This window comes from Dyadobacter sp. HNCC25DJ186 (assembly GCF_056895235.1).
This window is the reverse complement of sequence record NZ_JBXHAS010000005.1, coordinates 210452-235607: the sequence shown is the minus strand read 5'-3', so window position 1 is coordinate 235607 and position 25156 is coordinate 210452. Positions and strand designations below refer to the sequence as shown.

General features: G+C 39.3%; 24 protein-coding genes. 4 read left to right on the top strand and 20 right to left on the bottom strand.

Going from position 1 to position 25156, the window contains the following annotated elements; genetic code table 11:
• Nucleotides 1–287 precede the first annotated feature (287 nt).
• Together AC1XUO_RS17040 and AC1XUO_RS17035 are read left to right on the top strand one after the other, a co-directional pair.
• Nucleotides 288–968, top strand: a complete 681-nt coding sequence (locus AC1XUO_RS17040; RefSeq protein WP_483330975.1) for a MotA/TolQ/ExbB proton channel family protein — start codon at nucleotides 288–290, stop codon at nucleotides 966–968.
• 83 nt (nucleotides 969–1051) lie between these two features.
• The gene (locus tag AC1XUO_RS17035) at nucleotides 1052–1444 is read left to right on the top strand and encodes an ExbD/TolR family protein (protein ID WP_235152428.1); all 393 of its coding nucleotides are present in this window, start codon (nucleotides 1052–1054) and stop codon (nucleotides 1442–1444) included.
• A gap of 71 nt (nucleotides 1445–1515) precedes the next feature.
• Here the strand turns inward: AC1XUO_RS17035 and AC1XUO_RS17030 are convergent, their stop codons facing one another.
• The 13 genes from AC1XUO_RS17030 to AC1XUO_RS16970 form a co-directional block, all read right to left on the bottom strand.
• Nucleotides 1516–2538 carry a Gfo/Idh/MocA family protein gene (locus AC1XUO_RS17030; RefSeq protein ID WP_483330974.1) on the bottom strand — a complete coding sequence of 341 codons (1023 nt, stop codon included), beginning with the start codon at nucleotides 2536–2538 and terminating at the stop codon, nucleotides 1516–1518.
• Between the two features lie 127 nt (nucleotides 2539–2665).
• A complete protein-coding gene (locus AC1XUO_RS17025) occupies nucleotides 2666–4525 on the bottom strand; it encodes a TonB family protein (protein WP_483330973.1) in 1860 nt (619 codons plus the stop codon).
• A 5-nt stretch (nucleotides 4526–4530) separates the two neighbouring features.
• Nucleotides 4531–6492 (bottom strand): TonB family protein, encoded by a 1962-nt coding sequence (locus tag AC1XUO_RS17020; protein WP_483330972.1) that lies wholly within the window; start codon nucleotides 6490–6492, stop codon nucleotides 4531–4533.
• Between the two features lie 4 nt (nucleotides 6493–6496).
• Nucleotides 6497–8050, bottom strand: coding sequence for a TonB family protein (locus tag AC1XUO_RS17015; RefSeq protein WP_483330971.1), 1554 nt, complete (start codon nucleotides 8048–8050; stop codon nucleotides 6497–6499).
• A 149-nt stretch (nucleotides 8051–8199) separates the two neighbouring features.
• On the bottom strand, nucleotides 8200–8571 hold the full coding sequence (locus AC1XUO_RS17010; protein ID WP_483330970.1) for a BlaI/MecI/CopY family transcriptional regulator: 372 nt from the start codon (nucleotides 8569–8571) through the stop codon (nucleotides 8200–8202).
• A gap of 152 nt (nucleotides 8572–8723) precedes the next feature.
• A complete protein-coding gene (locus AC1XUO_RS17005; protein ID WP_483330969.1) occupies nucleotides 8724–9350 on the bottom strand; it encodes a Uma2 family endonuclease in 627 nt (208 codons plus the stop codon).
• Between the two features lie 12 nt (nucleotides 9351–9362).
• Nucleotides 9363–9986 carry a Uma2 family endonuclease gene (locus AC1XUO_RS17000; RefSeq protein ID WP_483330968.1) on the bottom strand — a complete coding sequence of 208 codons (624 nt, stop codon included), beginning with the start codon at nucleotides 9984–9986 and terminating at the stop codon, nucleotides 9363–9365.
• 155 nt (nucleotides 9987–10141) lie between these two features.
• Nucleotides 10142–11581, bottom strand: coding sequence for a pyruvate kinase (pyk, locus tag AC1XUO_RS16995; RefSeq protein WP_483330967.1), 1440 nt, complete (start codon nucleotides 11579–11581; stop codon nucleotides 10142–10144).
• 29 nt (nucleotides 11582–11610) lie between these two features.
• Complete coding sequence (priA, locus tag AC1XUO_RS16990; protein WP_483330966.1) at nucleotides 11611–14106, bottom strand: replication restart helicase PriA; 2496 nt, start codon at nucleotides 14104–14106, stop codon at nucleotides 11611–11613.
• A 97-nt stretch (nucleotides 14107–14203) separates the two neighbouring features.
• Nucleotides 14204–14503, bottom strand: a complete 300-nt coding sequence (locus AC1XUO_RS16985; protein ID WP_483330965.1) for a type II toxin-antitoxin system RelE/ParE family toxin — start codon at nucleotides 14501–14503, stop codon at nucleotides 14204–14206.
• The gene (locus AC1XUO_RS16980; protein WP_483330964.1) at nucleotides 14494–14718 is read right to left on the bottom strand and encodes a hypothetical protein; all 225 of its coding nucleotides are present in this window, start codon (nucleotides 14716–14718) and stop codon (nucleotides 14494–14496) included. Before AC1XUO_RS16980 ends, AC1XUO_RS16985 begins: the two co-directional genes overlap by 10 nt.
• Before the next feature lie 102 nt (nucleotides 14719–14820).
• Nucleotides 14821–15423: an aminotransferase class IV family protein gene (locus AC1XUO_RS16975; protein WP_483330963.1), complete on the bottom strand. Its 603-nt coding sequence runs from the start codon at nucleotides 15421–15423 to the stop codon at nucleotides 14821–14823.
• A complete protein-coding gene (locus tag AC1XUO_RS16970) occupies nucleotides 15401–16429 on the bottom strand; it encodes an aminodeoxychorismate synthase component I (RefSeq protein ID WP_483330962.1) in 1029 nt (342 codons plus the stop codon). The genes AC1XUO_RS16975 and AC1XUO_RS16970 overlap by 23 nt, the downstream gene beginning before the upstream one ends.
• A 176-nt stretch (nucleotides 16430–16605) precedes the next feature.
• Between AC1XUO_RS16970 and AC1XUO_RS16965 the strand changes: the two genes are divergently transcribed.
• Nucleotides 16606–17613 (top strand): YpdA family putative bacillithiol disulfide reductase, encoded by a 1008-nt coding sequence (locus tag AC1XUO_RS16965; RefSeq protein ID WP_483331155.1) that lies wholly within the window; start codon nucleotides 16606–16608, stop codon nucleotides 17611–17613.
• A 7-nt stretch (nucleotides 17614–17620) separates the two neighbouring features.
• Here AC1XUO_RS16965 and AC1XUO_RS16960 read toward each other — a convergent pair whose 3' ends face one another.
• The 3 genes from AC1XUO_RS16960 to AC1XUO_RS16950 form a co-directional block, all read right to left on the bottom strand.
• The gene (locus tag AC1XUO_RS16960) at nucleotides 17621–18022 is read right to left on the bottom strand and encodes a type II toxin-antitoxin system VapC family toxin (protein ID WP_483330961.1); all 402 of its coding nucleotides are present in this window, start codon (nucleotides 18020–18022) and stop codon (nucleotides 17621–17623) included.
• Nucleotides 18022–18255: a hypothetical protein gene (locus AC1XUO_RS16955; protein ID WP_483330960.1), complete on the bottom strand. Its 234-nt coding sequence runs from the start codon at nucleotides 18253–18255 to the stop codon at nucleotides 18022–18024. Before AC1XUO_RS16955 ends, AC1XUO_RS16960 begins: the two co-directional genes overlap by 1 nt.
• 68 nt (nucleotides 18256–18323) lie before the next feature.
• Entirely contained in the window at nucleotides 18324–19478 is a 1155-nt protein-coding gene (locus AC1XUO_RS16950) for a WD40/YVTN/BNR-like repeat-containing protein (protein WP_483330959.1), read from the bottom strand.
• A 59-nt stretch (nucleotides 19479–19537) separates the two neighbouring features.
• On the opposite strand from AC1XUO_RS16950, the gene AC1XUO_RS16945 reads away from it, so the two are divergent.
• On the top strand, nucleotides 19538–19870 hold the full coding sequence (locus AC1XUO_RS16945; RefSeq protein ID WP_483330958.1) for a YtxH domain-containing protein: 333 nt from the start codon (nucleotides 19538–19540) through the stop codon (nucleotides 19868–19870).
• 52 nt (nucleotides 19871–19922) lie between these two features.
• Here AC1XUO_RS16945 and AC1XUO_RS16940 read toward each other — a convergent pair whose 3' ends face one another.
• The 4 genes from AC1XUO_RS16940 to dnaG form a co-directional block, all read right to left on the bottom strand.
• Nucleotides 19923–20465 (bottom strand): DUF4136 domain-containing protein, encoded by a 543-nt coding sequence (locus tag AC1XUO_RS16940; protein WP_483330957.1) that lies wholly within the window; start codon nucleotides 20463–20465, stop codon nucleotides 19923–19925.
• Between the two features lie 68 nt (nucleotides 20466–20533).
• Nucleotides 20534–21481: a YeiH family protein gene (locus tag AC1XUO_RS16935; protein ID WP_483330956.1), complete on the bottom strand. Its 948-nt coding sequence runs from the start codon at nucleotides 21479–21481 to the stop codon at nucleotides 20534–20536.
• A gap of 84 nt (nucleotides 21482–21565) precedes the next feature.
• Entirely contained in the window at nucleotides 21566–22453 is an 888-nt protein-coding gene (locus tag AC1XUO_RS16930; protein WP_483330955.1) for a LysR substrate-binding domain-containing protein, read from the bottom strand.
• Between the two features lie 18 nt (nucleotides 22454–22471).
• Entirely contained in the window at nucleotides 22472–24466 is a 1995-nt protein-coding gene (gene dnaG / locus AC1XUO_RS16925) for a DNA primase (RefSeq protein WP_483330954.1), read from the bottom strand.
• Between the last annotated feature and the right edge of the window lie 690 nt (nucleotides 24467–25156).

Below are 25156 nucleotides of genomic sequence, written 5' to 3'. Positions count from 1 at the left end.
AAGGTATATTCCTTAGAATGTTAGTTGCCGAATAATTTACTTATCCGGAAATTTATATAGGCTGGCTGCATGGATGCCAGCAAATCCAACCTGGCGACTTTATAATTATTCGATTAATTTGAATATAGCAATAATGTAAAAGACGGATGACTATTCCCCATAGAGTAATTTTTCTATCTTTGCCCTTTAAACAATAAGGTGCAATTTGCTCCGTTTATTGTCAAGGTTGTTTTTTACTGGCCTGACCTCAGTTACAAAAGCTTAAACATTCACTTTTTACCATTAATATGATGCTTCTACAAGCACTTGCTGACTCTACTTTGGCTGCACCCGCCGCTACTCAAGGGCTCTCTGTTATTGACCTTCTTGCAAAAGGAGGCTGGGTAATGTTCCCGCTTGGGATATTGTTCATAGCAACATTATTTATTATTATCGAGCGTTGGATGGGTATTGGATCAAACGGAAAAATCGAAAGCCAGTTTGTGGGTAACGTAAAAGATTTTATTCAACAAGGCAATTTAAAGTCTGCCGAGTCGCTGTGCCGCAACCAGCAAAACGCTGCCGGCCGAATATTTGAGCGTGCGATCGGTCGTATTGGCTATCCGATCAAAGATATTGAGACGAGCATTGAAAATGCCAGTCAGATCGAAATACAGCGCATGGAAGGAAACCTGCCATATCTTGGGGTAATCGCCGGTATTGCCCCTATGCTTGGTTTCGTGGGTACGATTTCGGGTATTATCAAAATTTTCTACGATATCTCGATGTCAAATGATTTTAACATCAGTACCATTGCTGGTGGGATGTACGAAAAAATGATCACATCAGGCTCAGGTCTGATCATCGGTTTGATCGCTTACGCTGGTTATCACATCCTGAATATGAAAATTGACCGTTTTGCTTTGAGACTTCAGATGGCTGCTTCGGATTTTCTGGATGTATTGCAAAAGCCGGTTTCGTCTAAATAAGATACTTAAATGGATGAACTGCGGAAGCATACACTCATCGCACCGGCGACCCGGTCTATTACTCACTCATTGAAAATTAGTATATGAAAATACGTCGAAAGAGTCGGTTTGCCCCCGAGGTTTTTACGAGCTCGCTCAACGATATTATGTTTTTTCTTCTGCTGTTCTTTTTGATTATCTCAACGATGTCAAATCCGAACGTGATCAAGCTGATGTTACCGAAAGCGTCAGCAACCCAGCAGATGTACAAAAAACAAATTACATTGTCGATCGATGACAAAAAGGTTTATTATATTGATAAAGAGCCTTATGCATTTGAGCAGCTGGAAATGAAACTCCAGGAGCTTTTTACAGGTGTTGAAGACCGGACGATCGTACTTCGTGTCGATAAAAATCTGGCTGTTCAGGATCTTGTGGATGTGCTTGAACTTGGAGCAAAACAAGATATAAAAATGGTTATGGCAACTGCCAAATAATCGCTTATTACAAAAAAAGAAAGCACTGATATCCAGTTGATGTCAGTGCTTTCTTTTTTGTAACATAAATATTACTGCCTTGCGCTCAGGTAAATATTTTCAATAATCTCCTGTAAAATCGCACCTTCTTCCGCCGTTGCTATATTGCTTTCTTTTCCCAAAACAGCATTGATGAAAGCTTCTGTATTTTTAAGTTGTGTATCGACGTCTTCCAAATGCGGAAAGTTAATGTCGGCAAGTTCGCCTGCAGCTTCTGTATGGATGGAAAACGGTTTTAACATAATACCAGCTTTGCTCCCAAAAACTTCCAGATTTATTATTTCTTCCTCTTTTTGATTCAAGGCAAAAGAACAGGAAAGCGCAATGCTTTTGTTACCGGAAAAGGTCAGGTATGCAAAACAAGCATCTTCCACGTCAAATTTTTCAGGATCCCATTGTCCCTTTAAACCTTTACCTCCCGTTCTGCCAATAAAACTGTGGATATTGGCGACAATCTTTTCCGGTTTTTCATAATCCATCAAGCCGAGTGCCAGGTCCAGGATATGAACGCCAAGATCAATCAGCGCGCCACCGCCCTGAATGGTTTTATTCGTGAAATTTCCCCAGCCCGGAATACCGCGTCTGCGCAGATAATTGGCTTTTATATGATAGACCTCACCAAGTTGTCCTTGCTCAAAATATTTTTTCAAAAGCAAATATTCGGAAGTCTGCCGTCGCTGAAAATTATATGCCAGAATTTTCCCGTTTTCTTTTGCCAGGTCAGCCATTTCCCTCGCTTCCGCAGCTGTCATTGCCGGCGGTTTTTCACAAAATACGTGACAGCCGTTTTCCAGTGCCTGCATGGTGTATTCATAATGCAGATTGTTCGGTGTGCAATTAATGATCAGATCCGGATCTCCGTTTTTATATAACTCTTCCGGGTTGTCAAAGGCATGCGGTATGTTATGTTTTTCAGCCAATGCCCATGCTTTAGCAATATCCCGCCCACAAACCGCTATAATCTGAATCTGATCTGCTAATTTTTTTAAAGCAGGAATATGATTTTGATCTGCAATATGGCCGCCGCCAATGATCGCGGCTTTAAGGAGTGACATAGTTATCAGTTTAAGAATGCTGACAAAAATATTGAAATGAAAAGGATTTGAGCAGAAAGCAAATAAAAATACCCCGAGAAATTTTTCTCAGGGCACGTAATTCAACATTTCATCAGATTAAAATGATCTACTTTCCTTCAACAAAGTGATAAAGTTTTGTTTGTTTTTTGCTTAACGAATAACGGTATTTTCCCAGGTTAGAATCCGGTGTTTGAAGTTTGGGTTTATCATTTTCTGCGAAGTCCGTTTTATTGGAAAAGAATTTATTGACATCCTGCATACCAGCCAAAACTGATTTTTTGTCCAACTGACTATTTTTTTCAATATCAGCTTTATTGTAGTTCATAAAACCTTGACGTGTTTCTTGTTTATCATCTCTTTCAAGTTTAAAGTGAATCGATAAAGTGTATTCCATCGACACCGGTTTCCCATTTTGCCGCGCTGGTTCCCATTTTGGCATATTTAATACCACACGAATGGCTTCTTCATCAATTCCGTAACCTATTTCTTTGACCAATTTTGGCTGGCGTATTTCTCCGTATCGGTTCACGACGAATGAGACCAAAGCAACGCCATCGACACTTATGCCCATCGCTTCCTCAGGATATTTGATATTATTTTGAATATAGGCCAGCATGGCTTCATGCCCACCTGGAAATTCTGGCTGACGCTCTGTAATTGAGGAAAGTGCTGTTGAAGTTTCTCTTCGTTTATTTTCTTGTTCATGAAGTTTTTCAAGATTTTGACGGCCGATAAAAGTTGGCCCGCTCAGCTCATTTATTCCTTTTTCCAGCGTAACGACATAATTGCTTTCCGATTTTTTAACTACAAAAGAATGTGCAGTGTAGCCTACATACCTGACAGTCATGACACTTCCCACAGGAATTTCTGAAAGTTTGAAATGGCCGAGTGGATCAGTTGTAGTTGAAAGTTTAGATTCCTGAATAAAGATATTTGCACCGGCAATTCCTGCGCCGGATTTTCGGATCACGTCGCCCTCTATGGTAACAGTTGCTTCATTCTTTTCAGGTTTAATCCTCCCAGATGTGAAAATTGAATCCGTATCTGTTTTCGTATCGATGATACTTGGCGAAGTGAAATCCATCTTCTGCTTCATTTCCTGAAAAACTTCTTGTCGCGCCGCTGTAAGGCTGACCGCCAGAAGCAAGACCGGAACGGCCATCAAATATTTGCCCAATAACCACCTTGAATTACGATATTTATAAATCATCCGGATTCGGGATTTAAGAATAGAGGAATTGAAAAAGTGGTTGGTCAGAGAAGCAACCGGAACTGATAAGGAATAGGAAACCAGAAATCTGGCATATTGATCGCGGTTTGGCGCTTCTTCGTCCGCCAGGAATTCATGAATTTCCTGTAAGGCATTTTTATAAAACCAAATTACCGGGTTGAACCAAAAGGCAATTTTTAAAAGCTCAATGAGCAGGATATCAAGCGAATGCCATTGCTTGATATGAACAAGCTCATGTCTGATCACTTCATCCGGATTATTTTCATAATCGAATTTATTGATGACCAGCCACTTCAAAAATGAGAAGGAACCGATATTTTTGGAAGGCGATAATATCAAGGTATAATCATCAAGAAATATCGGTTCTCCCTGATTTATAATTCTGAATAAATCCCGAAAACTTTTCCCCAGGCGGTTCAGCATAAATGCAGAACCTAGTAAGGGAATGATCCACATAAAGGTCATCCAGTCCATTGTTGGCTGGGTAATATTTGGTTTTAATATGATAACCGGAAAATTGGTTACGACATTAACAGAGTTTAAAACAGCAGCCGGAACCGACTCGTTGGTTTCTGGAAATTGAATAAGTGGTAAAATGAATGATAATAGCAGCGTTAGAATAAGGTACGCACGATTCCAGCGAAAGAAGGTGTTCTTACGAAATAACAGCCAGTAACAAGCATAAAACAAGATCCAGCAAACATTGATTTTCCCCAGATACAGTAGCGTTTCCATAACTGTTAATTTTTCTTTGACTTGATAAAAATAACTCCGTTTTCAGCTTTTGAACCATAAATTGAAGTCGCAGAAGAGCCTTTCAATACACTAATGGATTCGATCCTATCGGGCGTCATTGTCTTGTTATATTCTTCAAGGTCGATTAATTTTCCGTCAAGTACGTAAAGTGGCTTTTTTGTTGGATCAAGAGGAGGACTCTTATCAATTGAAATTTTAATTCCGGGTGATGGAATCCCGCCATTGTATTGGCCGACACCGGGTTCCCATGTGTTGTAGGAACTTTGGTAAGCTGGGTCCATACTTTTTGCACTGAAATTAATTGCATTGCTGCCTCCGGATATCGTTTCATTTTTGTCAAGAGCTCCTATACTTTTTGCTGTAAACTCGCGTGTTTGCTTTTGATCTGACGGGGTCGAGTAATTATAAAATTTAGCAGGTTTTTTACCTGCCAGTTGAAAATTTACAGGCAGGTTATATTGAACTGACACAGCTTCTCCACCTTGTATACCTGGTTCCCAACGCGGCATTTTTGATACAACTCTCACGGCTTCTTCATCCAGACCTGCTCCAATGCCCTTCAAAATTCTCGGATCATGGACTTCTCCATTTTCATTTACCGTGAAAGAAATAAGAACTTTTCCTTCAATTCTGCCTTTGGCGGCTTCCGCAGGATACACAATCGTGGAAGATAAGTATTGGCTTAGCGCTTCAATACCCCCCGGAAACTGAGGTTGCCGTTCAACAACAGTAAACTTTTCGGTCTGATTTGATTTCGATAACGGTCTGGCTTGATCACTTATGTTTTCTGATTTGACTGCAACTTCCGAAAGCACGTTATCCTTTTTCCGCAAAACAATTTCATTCAAGGCATTGCTTCCATTTACTTCAAAAGAAAAGGATTCATAATTAATATGTGAAACCACAAGCGTACTTCCAACGGAAACATCTTCAAGTTTAAACCTTCCATTCAAATCCGTTAATGCCCCTTTGTTCCCGCCTTTAACCACAGCGGTAGCGGATTTAATTGCCTTTCCTTTTTCATCTTTTACGGTGCCTTCGACTGCTATGTTTTTGGAAGAAATTATGCTGTAATTCTTCCGATCCACTGCATTAAGCAGCCTTTCCCTAGCCGCAGTCAGCATTAGAATTAAACCGATGAGAGGAAAAACCAGGAAATATTTTCCGAGCACCCATTGTGAGTTGCGGTTTTTGTAAATCATTACAATCCGACTTTTAAGCATGGAAGCATTGAAAAAATGGTTTGTCAGTGAAACAATCGGGGCTGAAAGTGCATAGGAAACGAGGAAATTGGCATAGTGTTCCCGGTTAGGTGCCTCTTCGTCGGCCAGAAATTCATGGACTTCCTGCAAAGACCTTTTGTAAAACCATAATACAGGATTAAACCAGCATGCAACTTTCAAAAGTTCTATAAAAAGAACATCCAGCGTATGCATCTGCCGAATATGCACAGATTCATGCCTGAGAATCGGATCGAAATGTTTGTCATAATCGTCATGATTTACAACCAGCCATTTGAAAAAAGAAAATGAACCGATTTCATTATGCGGCAACAAAACCAACGTGTGTTCTTCCATTGGAATTGATTCGCCCTCCCGGATAAGCCGTAACAGATCGCGAAAACTTTCAAGCAGTTTAATAAACATCAGGGAAGCTCCGATGAGCTGAATTGCCCAGACAAACTGTGACCAGTGCAGTGCAAATTTCTCAGTTTCTTGTGTTGATAGGTAGACTGGAATGGCCGCCACTGCATAAACCGCGGTTGGCATTACACGTGCATTATCTGGGAAATGAATATACGGTAATAGAAAGGATACGAGTAAGGCACCGATAAGGTAGAACCGGTTCCAGACAAAAAAAGTATGTTTACGGAACAGCAACCAGTAACAGGCGTAAAACAAGATCCAGTAAATATTTACTTTTCCCAGATAAATCAGAGCCTCCATTTTCCTACATCTTTTTTGTGATAATAGAGATTACCCCATGACGGCCATCTTCGCCGTAAGCATCCAATGCCTTCTGATCTTTCAAAATATTTACCGACTCGATTTGCGCCGGATCAATTTTCTTTAAAATATCAGCATCTTTTTCAATTTTTCCATCAATGATATAAACAACTTTAGCTTCCGTGATGCGTACTTTTTCGGTACTGTTTTTTGCGGGTTCCTGTACAACACTTCCAGATTTAGTCAGCGTTGTTTTAGAGCCGTCTTTATTATCAAACTGCTTGTCGATCAGAGCAGTTCGTTTTTTAATTGTCGATTCTGACTCTTCCATTTGAAAATTGATCGGCAAATTGTAGCGCACATTCACGGGTACGCCATCCTGCTTCGCTGGTTCCCATTTTGGAAATAAGGAAAGTACTCTGACTGCTTCCTCGTCACAACCATGTCCAATTCCTTTAAGTACTTTGATCTCCCCGATTTCACCTGTTTCGGTGACAACAAAGGAAAGGAAAACACGGCCTGTGGCACCTGCATCAACAGCTGCTTTCGGATATCTAATATTTCGACCCAGAAATTTATACATCTCTTCGATACCACCCGGAAACATCGGCTGCTGCTCCACTACGGTATAGATTTTCTTCCCGTCCAGACTGACCGGCTTTTTATTTTCGGTCAGTTTTTCCATCGTCTCAGAAAGTTCATTATTTTCTTTTTGCTCACAACCAGCTACAAATAGTGCAATCATACCAATGGTGACGAATGCGAATACATAGGAACTAAGCATCCATTTTGAAGTGCGATTTTTATAGATCATTTTAATTCGGGTTTTAATTTGAGATGGTTTGAAAAAATGATTAGTGAGTGTTGCAATAGGTGCATTTAGGGCGTAGGAAACCAGAAATGTTGCATAACTTTCCCGATTAGGAGCCTCAGCATCAGCTAAAAATTCATGTATTTCCTGTAATGAATGTTTGTAGATGATTAAGATCGGATTGAACCAAAAAATAATCTTCATGCATTCGACCAGTAAAATATCCAGGCTGTGGCGTTGTTTCATATGCACCATTTCATGACGGAGGATGGCGTCAAAATGATTTTCATAATCATTACGGTTTACAACAATCCAATTAAGAAAAGAGAATGAGCCGACCTGGTCAGAATTAATTAATATTACGATGCAGTCGTCCAGCTCCACTTTTTCTCCTTGTTTTAGAAAACCGGAAAGCTGCCGAATATTTTGATATAATTTAAAAATCATAAAAGAAGCTCCCGCCAGATAAATAACAACGAGAATATTCTTCCAGTCGAACCGATCAGGTGTTACTTCCTGATTTGCAGCAACCGTGAATGGGGCCGCGCTTACTTCATAAAGCTCAGAAATCTTAGGAGCTGCATCAGGGTAAATTAAGAAGGGTAGTAAAAGTGAGGCAATTAATGAACCGAGAAGATAATACCGGCTCCAGGTAAAAAAAGTATGCTGACGAAGAAATAACCAATAACAAATATAGAAAAGTGTCCAGTAAAGACTGACTTTTCCGATGTAAATCAGGAGTTCCATGGCTAACGGATGTTTGAAGGTTAGGTTGTATTTTGCTTGTTAATTCATTTGCAGTGTTTTACTATTTTATCATCATTTACATTCATCAGGCAAAAAATACAGGAGGGCTTTCGTTAAATTTTAAGAATTTTCATGGCTAAGAAAAGTGGCTATTCATTTTTATGATCGTTGATCAGTTTCATGATTTCATCAAGATCTTTCGTTTTCAGGTCGTTATCTTTTACAAAAAACGAAACAAGATTTGGGAGTGAGTTATCGAAATAATTTGTCATCAATTGCTTCATTTCAAAACGCTTGTATTCTTCTTCTGTGATGAGTGGATAATATTCATGCGTTTTTCCGTAGGCAGTATAACCAACTACCTCTTTCTTTTCGAGAATTCTGATGATCGTTGATACGGTATTGTAGGCAGGTTTTGGCTCAGGCATTTCGGCCAGAATGTCTTTTACAAAAGCTTTTTTTAATTGCCAGAGAATTCGCATAATTTCCTCCTCAGCGCGTGTTAATGTTCGAATTTCCATGGTACTACGAAAGTTGTATTTATAGGAGATTAAATAATGATGTCCAAAGGTAATACTAATAAAATAGTTTAACAACTATTTTATTAGTTATTGTTTAAAAAAATAAAACGACCGAAAAATGTTCATGCCGTTGATGGTTTTCGAAATACTTTTCAGGCAAACTCAGAACCTTTTTCTTTTAAATACGCACCGACATTGCAAGAAATTCCATCCAAAATTTTAACATCGCTGTTCCAGTGGTAAGTTTGCCATTCAGCATCAGCGGTTGCAATAATTACTTTTTTCGATTCTGTCAAAAACCAGATTACTTTCTCTGCACCGAATTCTAAAAGTTTTTTTGTTTTAATGAAAATATAGGCTTTTTCAGATAGTTCGCCTTCGAGGGCTATATCCATGTCAACCTCAATCGAAATTTTTGGGGGCACATCGGCGTATTTTTTATTGATTTTTTGAATTCCGAGGGTTTGGTTGTCGAAAATCATCAGATCTCCGGAAAGATTATTTCTATTGTCAATATGTAAACCCGCTTCATTTGTAAGGATAGTAAACTCGCGATCGTCAATTTGCTTACCTATCCAGATTGTCAGATAAGTAATCAGAAAAGCCTGTAAAGAACTCGAACCCATAATGTCTTCAAGATTTTTCGTTTTGGCCAAAACCTCACGGTAACCTTTTCTGAACAAAGGTTTACCATCAATTATTTCATGGATCAAAACGCTGGGTATATTGGTATCAAAGTTTTCTGTCAAAACCTGACCCGGTCTGGTTGAAGCGATCATAATTCTTGTTTTTTATGCAAACTCAGAGCCTTCATTCGTTAGATATTCTCCTACATTACAAACAATCCCGTCAATAATTTCAACATCCATTTTCCAGTCAAATGTCTGCCATTCGCCAGTAGTCGTTGCAATCATCACTTTTTTCGATTCCGTCAAAAACCAGATTACTTTCTCTGCGCCGAGTTCTAAAAGTTTTTTTGTTTTTATGGTAATGTAACCCGTTTCCGTAAATTCTTCCAACTCAATGTCAAGATCAATTTCAATAGAAATTTTTGGATGAACATTGGAATAATGTTTGTTGATCTTATCAATCGTCAAGACTTCTCTATCGAAAATGACAATATCTCCTGAAAGATTGTTTCTTTTGTCTATATGAAGACCAGCTTCATTTGTAGCAATTATGTATAGGCTGGAATCTACCGTTTTGAAAAGAATTCTTAAGAGGTAGTCAATAATAAAAAACTGCAAAGAACTCGAACCCTTAATGTCTTCAACATTTTTCGTTTTGGCCAAAACCTCACGGTAACCTTTTCTGTACAAAGGTTTACCATCAATTATTTCATGGATCAAAACGCTGGGTATATTGGTATCAAAGTTTTCTGTCAAAACCTGACCCGGTCTGGTTGAAGCGATCATAGTCTTTTGATTTGCTATACTCAAATATAAAAACATGCTTTGACAATTCCTTGGTTTGCCTGGTTATAAGCGAATTACGATTATAGTTTAAGCTTTTAAAACAAAAAAGCAGCGGAATCCAATTCCGCTGCTATCTATAAATGTCTACTTTTAGCTTATTCCACTACGCTCAACTTAACTGCGTTGGTTTTACGTGATTTGGAAACCGGCATACTCAGTGTATTAATGAATACATCTCCTTTTTTCAATTCACCTTTTTCGATAAGGAAAAGTTTGATGTCTTCGATCAGATCATCCGTTGATACATCCTGATCTTTATCGTAGAAATAAACTTTTGTTCCCCAATAAAGCGCAAGTGTGTTCATCAAAACTTTATCCGAAGTGAATATCAGTAAGCTCGCTTTTGGGCGGTGATGTGAAAGACGGAATGATGTATATCCTGAACGGGTAACTCCGATGATCGCAGCAGCATTGGTGTCACGTGCCAAACGACATGCACTCATTACTACGTTGTCATTCAGTTTGTTAGCGCTTGGTTTCTCATTCACAAATGCGTGGTGTTTGAAATAAACGTCATTTGAGTTTTCTTCAACTTTCTCGATCGTCCGGCTCATTGTTTCAACAGCAAGCAACGGATATTTTCCCGAAGCTGTTTCTGCACTAAGCATAACTGCATCAGCACCATCCAATACCGAGTTGGCAACATCACTGATCTCTGCACGTGTTCCACGAGGGCTTTCGATCATGCTTTCAAGCATTTGCGTAGCAACGATAACCGGTTTGCCAGCTTTGTTACATTTATCAACGATCATTTTCTGAATCATCGGAACTTCTTCCGCTGGTAACTCAACACCCAAATCTCCACGTGCAACCATGATGGCATCTGCAGCTTCGATGATTTCGTCAATATTTGCTACTGCCTCAGGTTTTTCAATTTTAGCGATCAAACGCGCAAATTTACCTTTGTTGGCAATGTATTCTTTTACTTTAATGATCTCAGAAGCAGTACGTACAAAAGAAAGTGCAACCCATTCCACATCATGTTCCAATCCGAAATCAAGATCTTCGTAATCTTTTGAAGTTACTGAAGGCATTGAAACGCGCGTGTTCGGAAGGTTTACACCTTTTTTAGATTTCAGCAATCCGCCATAAACTACCTGAGTTATAACATCACTTCCTTCGATTCCTGTTACCAGCACTTCAAGTTTTCCATCGTCCATCAAAATACGGTCACCGATTTTAACGTCGTTATACATTCCGTCGTAAGGTGTGCTCACTTTTTCAGCAGTACCTAAAACTTCTGTATTCGAAAGAATAAGCTTGTTTCCAGCTTCGATCAATACGCCATCTTTTTCAGCTACAAGACCAATACGGATTTTTGGACCCTGCAAATCCTGTAGAACAGCAAGGTTCATTCCGAATTCTTCATTGATTTCACGAATGGTATTGAGCCTGGCCAGGTGGTCTGCATGTGTACCGTGAGAAAAGTTTAAACGAAATACATTCACACCGGCAACAGCCAGCGCGTGAAGCATTTCTTTTGTTTCTGATGTTGGGCCTACGGTAGCAACAATTTTGGTTTTCTTGGAAGACATAGAGTTAATTGCAGTATTATATGAATTTACTAAACACAATCCACATCAATGACGATGTGGACGCCTTTTATGGTTTTATCGGTTAGAATATCAATGACTTTTTCTTGTATAAACGACTTTGCCGCCTTAAAATTAATCTTTTCTCGTTCAAGTTTAATGAGAATGTCGAACAAAAACTGATTTCTTACTCTTTCAACCAAAGGAGGCTCTGGTCCGAGCACTCTGCTTTTGCCTAAATTTACCGTTAATTTCTCAGCCAAAGCTGTTGCAGCACGTTTTGAAGTGGCTTCGTCGATATGTTTTACCGTAAGTTTTATCAGCCTGGTAAATGGAGGGTAGTGGAATTGTTCCCGCTCAACGATCTCAGCTTCATACATTCCGACATAATCGTTCTGAATAATTCGTTCCAGAATTTTCTGAGCCGGATTTGCCGTTTGAATTAAAACTTTTCCCGGTTTGTCTGATCGTCTACCGGCGCGTCCGCTTACCTGTGTGAGCATTTGGAAGGCACGTTCTGATGCACGAAATTCAGGAAAGTGAATAATCCGGTCTGCATCAAAAATACCTACCATGCTGACATTGTCAAAATCCAGCCCTTTGCTTACCATTTGAGTTCCAACCAAAATGTCGGTACCGCCCTGTTCAAATTCCTGAATAATCTGCTGATATGCATTCTTCGCACGGGTTGTATCCAGATCCATTCTTTGCACCCGCGCCTCAGGTAACAGCAAATGAAGTTCGTCCTCGATTTTTTCTGTTCCGTAACCTACTGTTTTTACTCTGGTAGATCCACAGGCCGGGCAGGTTCTCGGAACTTCTTCTTTATGTCCGCAATAATGGCAGCGCAGTTCACGGACTTTCATGTGATAGGTGAGGCTTACATCACAATTATTACATTCCGAAATCCAGCTGCATTCCTCACACTGCATGTATGGCGAATATCCCCGCCGGTTCTGGAATAAAATAGTTTGTTCTTTATTGTTTAAATTCGATTCAAGATGTTCAAGCAAAACCGATGAAAATTCGTTTTTCATGGTGCGCTGCTTTTTTTCTTTTTTTGTATCAACCAAAAGAAAAGTAGGCAAAACTGCATTGCCGAATCGTTCTGTCATTTCAACCAGACCATACCTGCCGCTCCGTGCGTGAAAATAACTTTCCAGCGAGGGTGTTGCAGAACCAAGCAAAGTTTTTGCTTTATGCATATAGGCCATAATGACTGCAACGTCACGTGCATGATAACGCGGTGCCGGATCATGTTGTTTGTATGAAGTTTCATGTTCTTCATCAACAATAATTAATCCGAGATTGTCGAAGGGTAAAAATATTGCCGATCTGACACCCACGACAAACTGAAATTTCCCATCCAGAATACCTTTCCACACTTCAACACGTTCGTTATCAGAAAATTTGGAATGGTATATCCCCATTTGATCACCGAAAACTTTGCGAAGCCGGACGACGATCTGAGTTGTTAATGCGATTTCAGGAAGCAGAAATAAAACCTGGGTTCCACCTTCCAGCGCTTGTTTGATCAGTTCAATGTATACTTCTGTTTTTCCGCTGCCGGTTATTCCATGCAATAACACTACTTCCCTTTCAGCAAAAGACTGGTGAATTTGTTCAAAGGCAGTTTGCTGGCTTTTGCTCAGATTGACTTCGGCAGGCGATCCAAGGGGAATATCCGAAAAGCGGGAAACAATGATCTCGAATTGTTCAAAAATGCCCTTTTTAATCAGTGTTTGTAAAGCTGAATCTGAAACGCCGTCGTCCTTGGAAAAGATTGTTTTATCAAGCCCTTTCTGGTTTAACTCTGCGTGGTTATAAACCGGAACATGACTTAAATAACGCATCAGAATATCCTGCTGTTTTGGCGTTTTGTCCAGCGAGGACGTAAGTTGCATCAGGGAAGTTTCGGAAGTAAAAGCGGCCGTTAGCCGTATTTTTTTTACAACCTTAGGCTGATATCGTTCTTTTACTTCTTCAAAAAGAATAACCGCATGTTTTCCAACCAAGGATTTTATGATGGCCGTAATATTGGTCTGATTGACTAATCTCGCAACTTCTTCATAGGAAAGCGTTGCGTGTTTTTTGATTTCGTCCAGGATATATCGTTCCTGATCGGTCAATAATTCTTCGTAATCAAATTCCGGATTATGTTGTATGCGCGACTGGCTGGTGATTTTCAGACCGGCCGGCATTGCAACATTCAAAACTTCACCAATATTGCACAAATAATATTCTGATACCCATTTGAAAAGTTCGAGCTGATGGGTGGTGATAATCGGCTCGTCGTCCAATAGTTCAAGAATATATTTTGCCTGATATTGGGCTGGCGGATTGGAATGAATATTGGCTACAACGGCTGTAATAACACGATTTTTGCCAAATTGAACAATGACCCGTGCGCCTACCTTAATCATTTTAGATATATTTCTTGGAACTCTGTATGTGAAGAGTCTTGGGACAGGAACCGGAAGGATCAAATCGGCAAAAAGGGTGATTTCGTCCTCAAAAAGGGAGGTCATTGGCTGTGCAGGCAAAAAATTACTAATGATTAAGAGGGTGCAAGTTACGATTTTATTGGCTTAAAGTCTCTCAAAGAAATTGGTTTGAAAGTGACAATTATCGGTTTTGCTTTTTTCGGGGATGTTGACGAGTATCAAAAATTGCAAGTAGTACAATCTGACTTTTGTAAATTTTATACAAAAGTAGATTGTGTTTGGTAATCACTGCCTCTCGCACTGAATTTCTAGTTGAGATTTGTCTAAACGAGAACGGGTGAATGCTTATTTGCTGTATAGTATTTTCAGTTTCATAAATAAAATCTCTGATCACCCGCTCATTCCAGTTTTCTTTAAGATAAGTTATCACATCATGAAAGTTGTCTAACGCTTTCGGCGACCAGATGATGTTTAAAGCCATTTTTTAAATGTTTCTCTGGCTTGAAAATGGCTTATGCCTTCTCCATTTTCGAATTGTTTTATGGATACTTTAACATCTGAAATTACGTCATCTGGTAAATCCGCCCAATCTTCTTCGAATTCAGTTTGATACTCAATATTCAGATTATCCAAAAAAGCAAGTACAGCTTTCTCTTCCTGTTCGCTGCGTGTTTGTACTAAAATGCTTATCGACATAAAATTAGATGTTTAAATTGCAAGCGTTAAATCTGTAAAGGATGGAATTGTCGTTATCCAAATTTACACTTTAGACACGACTTATTGAAACATGTAACAAGTTTAGAAAATATTTTCTACCAATATTTCGGGCGCATTTTCCCAGCTAATCATCGCATTAAACAATCGTATATGACTAAATGCATGGATATCATTTTCCAAAATCTCCGCTTCTTCAATGATCCCGGAATCCAGTAGAAATGCTCTTTGAGTACCTTGTAGCAACGGTGTTTCCGGGGTATACCATTTATTGTTTTTCAGGAAAGCGACATTACAAAAGTTGGTGTCTGAAACCTTACCGTTTTTTATGATCAGAATTTCATCGGCATCTTCGCGTTGTTCGTAAAGTAAATTCAAAGCTGTCCGGTCGTTGTATTTATAGGAATAATCGATCGTATCGTCGTAAACTTTCCTGATTTTCCGAATCGTCCGAGGTATATAGCGCTCCCATTTTATATTGTCAATTTGATCAGCATAGGCCAATCTGCATTTATGTGGTTCATTATTAACAAAGTCAGGTATGATAATTAGTTCTGAAAGCTCCCATTTATCTTTTAATCCAAAAAACTCAGCCCTGGTTTTATTCAAACGGGCTTGGTGGTAAGCAAGATTTTGAATCAGGCGATTTTTGACACAAATCGTTTCAAAGCACAGGGGTAGGGACATGGGCAAAGGGTAAATAAACTTTATCAATTATCTCCTGATATTCACTTTGGGCATCGCTTTTTGCGGTGATTCCTCCTCCGCTTTTAAAGACAAGTTTGCCATTCAAATTTTCTATATAACGGATCATGACTGCACTTTCAAAGTCCTCTCCATCAAAATAACCCATCACGCCGGTGTAATATCCACGTTCGTAACCTTCGGCATCTTTTATTATCTGCAAAGTGCTCGGCTTCGGTGCGCCGCTGATTGACCCTGCCGGAAGTAATTTCATTAATAAATCACCAAATTCTCCATCGAAAACATCGGGCAATATCCCGGCAATTTCAGAGCTTACCTGCAAAAGTGTTTTCTGATGCGTCTGTATCGGTTCAATATAGCGATAACGTTCAACCCACACTTTTTCAGCGACTATACTGATATCATTTCTGATCAGGTCAACAATAGTCGCATGTTCTGCTGCTTCCTTTGGGTCTGAAAGAATTACTTGCTCAGCATCTGGAAAAGACGCGTCAATCGTTCCTTTCATCGGGAATGACGAAATTTGCTTACCTTTTATTTTGATGAAAATTTCAGGGGAAAAACATACAAATTGGTCTTTTAGCCAAAATCGGTATGGTGCATTACTAAACTTGAAAATATCTTTTAACGACAGTTCTGTTTCAATAGGAGTAGGAACAGAAAGATTGACCAAAAAGGAATTTCCAGCTTTTATGTTTTTGAGAACGTAATTAAATTTCCGATGATATTGGTCAAATGAAATCTGATTTTTCCGGAAGTTAAAATCTGTATTAAGTTCTGAATCGGAATCTGTTTTATAATTGCTGAATCCGTTGAAATTATACAGAACCTCTGACGGATCAACTTCATCCAGGCGCCAGACAATCGGCTTTTGCGCTAAAAAGTCAATAAGAAAGACAAACGGAATTTTCCGTTTCCCCCATTCATTGAGGTATTTCGTGAACTTGTGACTGGTGTTTTTCAACGATTTGGAAAATGATTGCAACAAGTGTTTTTAACAGTCGTGCAATTTACAAAGTTCAGAAACCAATGTTTTAAATTAACAGTTATTACATGTAGCTGATGATCAAAAATGAATACGGTTATCAAAGAAATGTATTTTAATTTTGATTGTTGAAAAGTTCCGGACAACAAATGTCCATCAAATCAGATTTCGTAAGATCTATGCATATTCATGACGTTATCATTATCGGTGGAGGTCCTTGCGGCCTTGCCATGGCGATTGAAGCAACTAAAAACGGCCTTGACCATTTGATACTGGAAAAAGGAAATATTACAGAATCAATTCGTCGTTACCCGAGAAGAATGCGCTTTTTTTCGACTGCGGAAAATATTGAAATAGGAGGTATCCCATTCGCAATTTCAGAAGTGAAGGCTAACAGGAACGAAGCTTTACAATATTATAGAAAAGTCGCCGGATATTTTGATCTGAATTTCAAGCTTTTTATAGACGTAACACGTACTGAGAAACAGGATGACGGAACATTTTTTGTTTATGCAAGTGATGGTCAGGTATTTCAATCACGGAGTGTTGTGCTTGCGACAGGATATTTTGATGTTCCCAGAATGTTAAATGTGCCGGGTGAAAATCTGCCGCATGTTTCCCATTATTATGATGAACCTTTCAATTATTCTTTTACGGATGTGGTGCTGGTTGGCGGCTCAAATTCTTCTGTGGAAGCTGCACTGGAACTCTACCGTCACGATGCACGTGTAACCATTGTACATAAAGAAGCTGATTTTCGTACAAAAGTTAAATACTGGCTTGTGCCGGATGTGAAAAACCGGGTAAAAGAAGGTAAAATTCATACGCGTTTCAATAGCATTACGAAAGCAATCGAGCCTGGAAGAATGCAAATTGAAAATATTGAAACTGGCGAAACGGAATGGCTACCGGCTGATTTTGTTTTCCTGCTTGTAGGATATCTACCAGACGAACATCTTCTTTCGCGTTGCGGAATTACACTGGACCCGGCAACCAAAGTTCCAACGTTTGATCCTGAAACTTTCGAAACAAATGTTCCGGGTTTATACTTGTGCGGAACAGTAATGGCTGGTGTTTTTACTGAAAAAATATTTATTGAGAATGGTCGTGAGCATGCAGCTGCAATTGCTGATCATCTGATGGGAAGAGACGTCAGGAAGGTGAAGGAGTTGATTGACAGGATTTGATCTGTTGTTATGCTTCCACAAGTTTTATTTGTGTTGTATATAACTTAAATTTTTCATCGGCTGAAATTAAAATAAGATTTTCATTTAATGCAATAGCAACGATAAGACGGTCAAATGGATCTTTATGAGTATCGTGAAGTGGTATGCGATTGTAGCCGCTGATGTGGTTCTCCAAAATGGGTAGTATTTTAAAATCATCCTGAGCATCGACGGACAAAATGTCCTCGACAGAAACCGGTAAATCCGGAAGTTTGCCGGTTTTTTGTTTTATCGCAATTTCATAAAGGCTGATGAGGCTAACATATATTATATTGTTTGGATCGGTCAGCATTAGCATGATCTCAGTATTCAACCTTTTGTCATTCAGCTGAAACCAAATTAGGATTTGAGTGTCAATAAGATATCTCATCACAGGTATTCTGATAACTCATCCAAAGAGTCATTAAAATTCTCTGGTAATGCCATTTCTTTTTGTTGAAGATTTTTTAATCTTAACAGTCCACCTGGCTCTCGTCTCGCATTTGCAAGTTCATCCAGCTCTTCCAAAAATAAAACCACCACCTTCGATTTCTTTTTTGTAGGCGGAGTCTCAGCAAGCGTTAAAATTCCATTTTCGTAAATTCCGCTGATCGATGTATACATAACTCTTCTATTTATCAATATTAAAGTTACTGAATTTTTGATTTGATAGCATATCGGAAAGTTTAATTTCACTCCTCCCGAACAAACACAAGCTTCTTCCTTTTCTTCTTCATCGAAACTTTTTCGATTTTGGCAATCAAACCTTTTCCTCCCACGGCATAACCTACATTTCCGGCAAAACTTACAGCATGGAAAGGTTCATTTCCGATCGTCTGCCAGGATTTTCCTTGTTTGGTAGAGGAGCTGCTCCCCGATGGCCCGACGGCGACTAAGGCAAAATCATCCGACCGAATCTGGCTGTCGCCATTCCAGGTAGCATATCGCTTGTGATACAAGGCGACGGCTTCTTTCAATCCAAGTGGTTTTGTGCTTGCCCCAAACTTCCAGGTTACTCCGCCATCTTCTGTAAGCAGGACATTCTTTGTTGTATCGCTGGTATTTTTATAATCACCTCCAACCGCTATTCCATTTTTTTTAGACCAAAAATGAAGACCGAAAATTCCACTTGTCGGCCCGGCTGGCATTGGTGTTTCTGATACCTGCCAGTGGCGGCCCATATCTTCCGATCGAAATACTCTTGCCATTTTTCCACCACCAGTTCCTATAAAAGCTTTATCCTTTCCAACAGCCAGAATTGATGTGCCGCTTGCCGCAAAACAGGCTTCTCCGGATTGCGCTTGCGGACGATCTTCCATGGGTAATTCCTGCCAGCTTTTTCCACCATCCTCTGTGGTTAGTATAAACAATCTGCCATTTATCGGGTCGCCAAGGCAGATTCCCTGGTTTTTATTCCAAAAGTCGATACCATCCAGAAATACCCCGGATTGTGTAGTTTGGTACACAAGATTCCATGTATCTCCTCCATTATCAGTACGATAGATCTTCCCTTTGTCCAATTCAGCTGGTCCGGCACTCATGGCAATTGCAGTTTCCTTTCCGAAGGCATGAATATCACGAAAATCAAGAGAATCTGCACCGGGGATTTTGAATGTCGACCAGTCTTTTCCTCCGTTAGTTGTACGTAGCACTGTACCAGATGAGCCTCCAATCCAGCAAATGGTTGGTGTAATTGCATGAACACCACGCATATTCACCTTCGTTTTGACATCTATGATTTCCCATTGACTGTAAACAGATGTAATAGAAAGGTATAAAAACGCAAAAAAACTCGCGACAAATATACGGGAAGGAATAAAAAAGGCGTTAGCTGAATGATTTGGCACGGTATTTGTTAAATTTGGTTAACTATCTATTTTTTACATCACACAAAATAAGAATTCGTATGAACAAAAATCAAAGATTTCTGATCGGTACAGTAGGCGCTTTGCTTACAGGCGTTGCCATAGGTTTGTTAGTTGCTCCTAAAAACGGGAAAGATACACGTAAGTTGATTAAAAATAAAGCAAATGATTTTAGCGGTACTGTTAAAAGCAAAGCTGGTGATTTAGGTGGAACTGCAAAAGACAAGTACGAAAAAAGCCTTGAAGAGCTTGCTACCTTGGCAGACAAATTGAAGGAAGGATTTTTCAAGAATATCAATTCTGCGAAATCAAAAGCAGAGACAGTTGCAGATAATGTGAATGAAAACGTGAGAGGTGCTATAAACAACGCATAATTCTCAAAAAATATAATGAGCCGGTTCTCGACGAGAATCGGCTTTTTTTGCCCTACATCTGAATGGATGCCAGAATATCAGTTACAACTTCATTAATTTCCTCGACAAATTTCTTCTCTTTACCAGGCAAAATCCCCTGAGCTCCACCTTTCCACACCATTTTATTGGATGATGCATCAACAAGATCGATTAACAAAGTTCCTTCCTTGTATCTCCCGGTTTCAACTTCCTTACTCTTCCACGAATATCTTCGCTGCCCCATATAAAGCGGACGGCCGTCATTCAAAAAATTTGTTTGCCTGGTTTGAATTTCCTGTCTCACAGATATAGCAATATTTACTTTAAGATTGGGATCCTGGGCCTGATTTAAACCTTTTGTCTCTAAGTTTTTTGAGATAGCATCTTTGATTAAGGCAATATTTTCGTCAAATATTGCGGGAGTAGTATCACCCTTAGCTTCCACATCGAAGAAACCGTAAGTAGCATAATCAGAGAGACGGAAATTATTTTCTTTTTCAGGTTTGAGAATTTTATGGGCCGGTGCGCAGCTAAAAAATAATGACATGAAAATGATGAACAGAAATGAAGTTTTCATAAGACGAAGTGTTGGTAAAGCGCAATAAGTTAGCACTTTAACCTTCTATTTCAAACAGCCGGGGATATTTATTTCAGTACCATGATCACAAAAAGAGAAATGGCGGAAACAAAAGCCCAGAGAATTATTCCCTGTAAAAAAGGTTTTATTCCCACAACTTTGATATTAGCAAGATTCAAACCTGCCCCTATCAGAAACATTGTCAATACAAGTAGCTTTTTGGAAATGATAAGTAGGTTTGAATAAATGAACTGATATTCTTTAAAATAATTACTGATCATTACGGCCAGGATAAACAGACCTATGAAATAAGGGAAATTAATCTTCGCTCCGTTTTTACGGTTAAAAAGCATTGTAATAATAGACAGTGGTATGATCCAAAGTGCTCGTTCCAACTTTATGGTGGTTGCAGTCTGCAAAGCTTCCGCCCCAAATCTGGCCGAGGCTCCGACGACTGAACTTGTGTCATGAATTGCGATTGCGCTCCATATACCGAAATTATGCTGAGATAAATGAGCCCAGTGCCCAATCATCGGGAAGATGAACAATGCCACTGCGTTTAATACAAATACAACACCTAACGCTATACTGATCTGTTTTTCGTTCGCTTTTATTAGCGGTGACAATGCAGCGATGGCGCTTCCACCGCAAATGGCAGTGCCGGCAGTGATCAAAAATGAACTTTTAGGTTCAATACTAAGCTTTTTTCCTAACCAAAGGCCTCCAATTAATGTCAGACCAATGGAGAAAACCGTGAATACAAATCCTTCTCTTCCTGCTTCAATGGCATGATTCAGGTTCATCCCGAAACCCAGGCCGACAACTGCAATTTTCAGAAGTATCTGTGCTGCTTTATGACTTAAATGAGCAAACGGATTTCCAAAGAACTGTGTAAAAACAAAGCCTAATAGAAGTGCAACGGGAGCATCTACGGCAGGGAGCAGACATGCAACGAACAGCGTTATGAAGAGAATATTTCGATAGGTAACCGGCTGGGAGCGGTGAATAGTTTCCATTGTACTTTCGCTTGTGTTTAGACAAAAGTATCGATAGAAATGGAGTTAAATAAATCAAAAAATGTGTGGTTTAATAACTGTGGGTTATCGTTTAATCGATGAAAAGCGCATGAAAAGTTTTGATAGCGGAGAAGGCTGACCTTGCCGGAAAACAAATGAAAAAGTACGCGTCATCTCAAATCCATCAATATCGATGATACTAAGACGATCATCTGTCAAATCTTGCTGAACGCTGTAAATCGATAAAAAAGCAAACGTATCTGAACAAAAAAGATAATTTTTGATACTTTCTGTACTGCCGAGCTGCATGTGGATATTCAGGTCCTGAATCCTGATTCCTGCTTTTTGCAGATAGCCATTAATAATATCAGATGTTCCGGAACCTGCTTCTCGGGTGAGCAATGGCAGTTTTGATAATTCTTTCAGGGTAATCGTTCTCTTTTTTAACAGATTGTTAGCAGGCCTGGTTGCCAACACAATTTCATCTTTTACAAAAGGAGAATATTTAAGATCAGAATTATGTGTCGTTCCTTCTACCAAGCCTAACTCGATTTTTTTATCAACAAGCATTTGTTCAATGACCAATGAATTGGCCATTGTTAACTCGATTTTTATTTGGGGAAATCTTTTGTGAAAATGGGCGAGATAGGCTGGGATTACATACTGCGCAATGGTGGTACTTGCGCCAATATGTAACACTCCTTCAGTCTTATTTTGCAGCAGGTTCAGATCAAAATCCAGTTTTTGATATTGCTCGAAAATCAAATGTGCATGTTGAAAAAGTACTTCACCTGAGCGTGTGAGCACAATTCGTTTCTTCGCCCTGTCGAAAAGCGTGGTATTGTATAGTTGTTCTAATTCTTTGATATGTTTGGTAACCGCCGGCTGACTTATGTTTAACTGTTCCGCAGCCCTGTTAAAATTCAGGGTTTGAGCAACGGTATAAAACACTTTCAATCGAAAATCCAGCATAATTTTAAAGCAAAATAATTATCCGATCACGCTACCTAATTCTTTTGCAGCGGCCATGCTGATACCTTTATAAAATATGTATTCGTTCATGATTGTATTTTCCTGCTCTTCGGTTGTAGCCTTTTTCAGGTTTTCCATGCAGATTTTCATCTTTTCTTCAATAAATGCCTTTTTTAGACGCAGGATATTGATGAAACTGCTTTTATCAAGAACATCGAGTTCGGAAGGGACATAAATCTCGAATTTTTCGGTCCACAACGAGCTCAATTCGTACTTACTGGTAAGCCAGCTAATCGTCAGATCGCGTATTTCAGATTCGTGATGGTTTTGAAAATAATCAGTCTTTAAAACAATTTCCCGACTGTAATTCTCGCGAAACAATGTGAGCAGATGCTGGAAAATGGGATCTTGAAAATCAATTCCCTGAATTTCGCCCAAAACATAAGCACAAACGGAAATGGTCGGTTCCAGCTCATTTGCACCATATAAAACCAAAAGCCTGATAAATGCCTCTTCCTGATAATATAATTTTGAACGCTGCGCCAGTTCTTCCTCTGTCTCTGACGGTACTGATGGTGAATCTCCGGCAAATAAATCAGCAGGTGGGCCGTCATCAATAAATGAAATATCCTGTGGGCCCTGCGGAGAAAAATTTGATGGTTTGCTACTTCCGCGTTCCTGAGTTTTGGGCTGCGTATGAAGTTTTCTAAGCAATTTATTTCCTTCCGAAATAAGCATTTGCTCATCCACCTTCATCATTTCAGAGGTCCGGTGAAAAAATACCTGACGCTTAATCGCATCCGGAATTTTGATAATGCTGTTCACAACTTCGCCGATCACAGCGGCAAGTCTGAACGGATCATTGCCGGCATCCTGTAATAAGGTTTCTGTTTTGAACGTGATAAAGTCGCGCGAGGCTTTTTTTAGATATTCCTTAAAAGCTTCCGCACCTACCCGACGAACGTAACTATCTGGGTCTTCTCCATCCGGGAAAAGGACGATACTAACATTCAGGCCTTCTTCAAGCACTAGATCAAGCCCACGTAAAGCGGCTTTGATCCCAGCCATATCCCCATCATACAAAATGGTGATATTTGGTGTAAACCTGCCGATCAGCCTGATCTGTTCTGTCGTAAGCGATGTCCCGGAAGACGCAACGACATTTTCAATTCCTGCCTGATGTAAGGAAACTACGTCGGTATAACCTTCAACCAGATAACAGGCTTCCAGTTGTCTGATGGCATTTTTGGCCTGGAAAATTCCGTAAAGAATATCACTTTTGTGATAAACTTCGGTTTCCGGAGAATTCAGATATTTCGGCTGAGACTTATCCGTTTTAAGAATCCGGGCCCCAAAAGCAATTACCTTTCCTGCAACGTTATGAATAGGGAAAATTACCCGACCTCGAAAACGGTCATAACCAACTGTCTGGCTCCCTTCCTTATGAATCAGCAACCCGGCTTTTAGGAGAATATCGGCAGTGTAACCTTTACTTAATGCCTCTTTTGTCAGTGCGTCCCAGGTATCGGTACTGTAACCCAATTCAAATTTTTTCTGGATATCACTCGTGAAACCTCTTTCACGAAAGTAACTGACACCGATGGATTGCCCTTCATCGGTTTGCGTAAGCTGCTGCTGATAAAAGTTTTTTGCAAAATTAAGGATCAGGTATAAACTTTCACGCGCATTCTGACGCATTGCCTCCTCATCCGTAACTTCCTCTTCCTGTACTTCGATCTGGTATTTATTGGCCAGATACCGAAGTGCTTCTCCATAGCCGATTCCATCAATATCCATCACGAATTTGATAGCATCACCGGCAGCTCCGCAACCAAAACATTTAAAAATCTGTCGTACCGGATTTACATTAAAAGAGGGAGATTTTTCATTATGAAAAGGACAACAAGCGGAGTAATTGGCCCCTTTCTTCTTTAAAGACACAAAATCCCCAACCACTTCCACAATGTCAGCAGCTTGTTTGATCCTCTCGACCGTTTCGGGATTAATGCGCATTATTTCTTTTCTACTTAACTTATCAACCGATAATAAAATTTAATCAAGCTTACGTAATCTGGCCAAGTTTCACATTTATTTGACTAAAAATATTGTAAACTTTACTGCAAAGTAAGCGTTTCATTTTGGAATTGCGTAATCAAAGAAGGCCTACACATCAACTAACAAAAAAGTATGTGATATAATTGTATTTTTCGGGTGGTAAGAGACAGTTCGCTCATTTTAACCGGTAAAGAATATTCTGACATTAAAAAAAACAATTGATGAAGTTGCAGATTTTTTTAATGTAACTGGTAAATTGCATGCAACTATATCACAGAAAATAGCGTTATCAATCTCGAATCCTTATTGGAGTGACATGAATGTTTACAGATTGCAAGCAGGGTGAGTTTTTAGGACATCTGGAGCGGTAGTTCGGTTACAATTTGACAAAATATTGAAGTGAAATTTTGTTTAGCAATCAAGTATTTTTGTTTTGCTTTAAGCTTTTATTTAATAATTTCATTGTTTTAAGCGCAATAGCAATAAAATCACAATCGAAAGTTTTTTTCTGATAACTTTAATGTGTTATTTTGCAATCTCGAAATAGATATTCAATCAGATTTATTTGATATAGAAGATATTTAAAATATAGTGTGTGTATAGTGTGAAACAGGGCATGAAAATTTTTTCATGTCTTTGTTTTTTATA

Coding starts and splice junctions, on each gene's coding strand:
- AC1XUO_RS17015 (WP_483330971.1), bottom strand. CDS start 8,050: ATGGAACTCCTGATTTACATCGGAAAAGTCAGTCTTTACTGGACACTT.
- AC1XUO_RS16940 (WP_483330957.1), bottom strand. CDS start 20,465: ATGAAAACTTCATTTCTGTTCATCATTTTCATGTCATTATTTTTTAGC.
- AC1XUO_RS17010 (WP_483330970.1), bottom strand. CDS start 8,571: ATGGAAATTCGAACATTAACACGCGCTGAGGAGGAAATTATGCGAATT.
- pyk (WP_483330967.1), bottom strand. CDS start 11,581: ATGTCTTCCAAGAAAACCAAAATTGTTGCTACCGTAGGCCCAACATCA.
- AC1XUO_RS16960 (WP_483330961.1), bottom strand. CDS start 18,022: ATGAGATATCTTATTGACACTCAAATCCTAATTTGGTTTCAGCTGAAT.
- AC1XUO_RS17035 (WP_235152428.1), top strand. CDS start 1,052: ATGAAAATACGTCGAAAGAGTCGGTTTGCCCCCGAGGTTTTTACGAGC.
- AC1XUO_RS16975 (WP_483330963.1), bottom strand. CDS start 15,423: ATGTCCCTACCCCTGTGCTTTGAAACGATTTGTGTCAAAAATCGCCTG.
- AC1XUO_RS16955 (WP_483330960.1), bottom strand. CDS start 18,255: ATGTATACATCGATCAGCGGAATTTACGAAAATGGAATTTTAACGCTT.
- AC1XUO_RS17040 (WP_483330975.1), top strand. CDS start 288: ATGATGCTTCTACAAGCACTTGCTGACTCTACTTTGGCTGCACCCGCC.
- AC1XUO_RS16985 (WP_483330965.1), bottom strand. CDS start 14,503: ATGGCTTTAAACATCATCTGGTCGCCGAAAGCGTTAGACAACTTTCAT.
- AC1XUO_RS16965 (WP_483331155.1), top strand. CDS start 16,606: ATGCATATTCATGACGTTATCATTATCGGTGGAGGTCCTTGCGGCCTT.
- priA (WP_483330966.1), bottom strand. CDS start 14,106: ATGACCTCCCTTTTTGAGGACGAAATCACCCTTTTTGCCGATTTGATC.
- AC1XUO_RS16930 (WP_483330955.1), bottom strand. CDS start 22,453: ATGCTGGATTTTCGATTGAAAGTGTTTTATACCGTTGCTCAAACCCTG.
- AC1XUO_RS16980 (WP_483330964.1), bottom strand. CDS start 14,718: ATGTCGATAAGCATTTTAGTACAAACACGCAGCGAACAGGAAGAGAAA.
- AC1XUO_RS17000 (WP_483330968.1), bottom strand. CDS start 9,986: ATGATCGCTTCAACCAGACCGGGTCAGGTTTTGACAGAAAACTTTGAT.
- AC1XUO_RS16945 (WP_483330958.1), top strand. CDS start 19,538: ATGAACAAAAATCAAAGATTTCTGATCGGTACAGTAGGCGCTTTGCTT.
- AC1XUO_RS17020 (WP_483330972.1), bottom strand. CDS start 6,492: ATGGAGGCTCTGATTTATCTGGGAAAAGTAAATATTTACTGGATCTTG.
- AC1XUO_RS17030 (WP_483330974.1), bottom strand. CDS start 2,538: ATGTCACTCCTTAAAGCCGCGATCATTGGCGGCGGCCATATTGCAGAT.
- dnaG (WP_483330954.1), bottom strand. CDS start 24,466: ATGCGCATTAATCCCGAAACGGTCGAGAGGATCAAACAAGCTGCTGAC.
- AC1XUO_RS17005 (WP_483330969.1), bottom strand. CDS start 9,350: ATGATCGCTTCAACCAGACCGGGTCAGGTTTTGACAGAAAACTTTGAT.
- AC1XUO_RS17025 (WP_483330973.1), bottom strand. CDS start 4,525: ATGGAAACGCTACTGTATCTGGGGAAAATCAATGTTTGCTGGATCTTG.
- AC1XUO_RS16935 (WP_483330956.1), bottom strand. CDS start 21,481: ATGGAAACTATTCACCGCTCCCAGCCGGTTACCTATCGAAATATTCTC.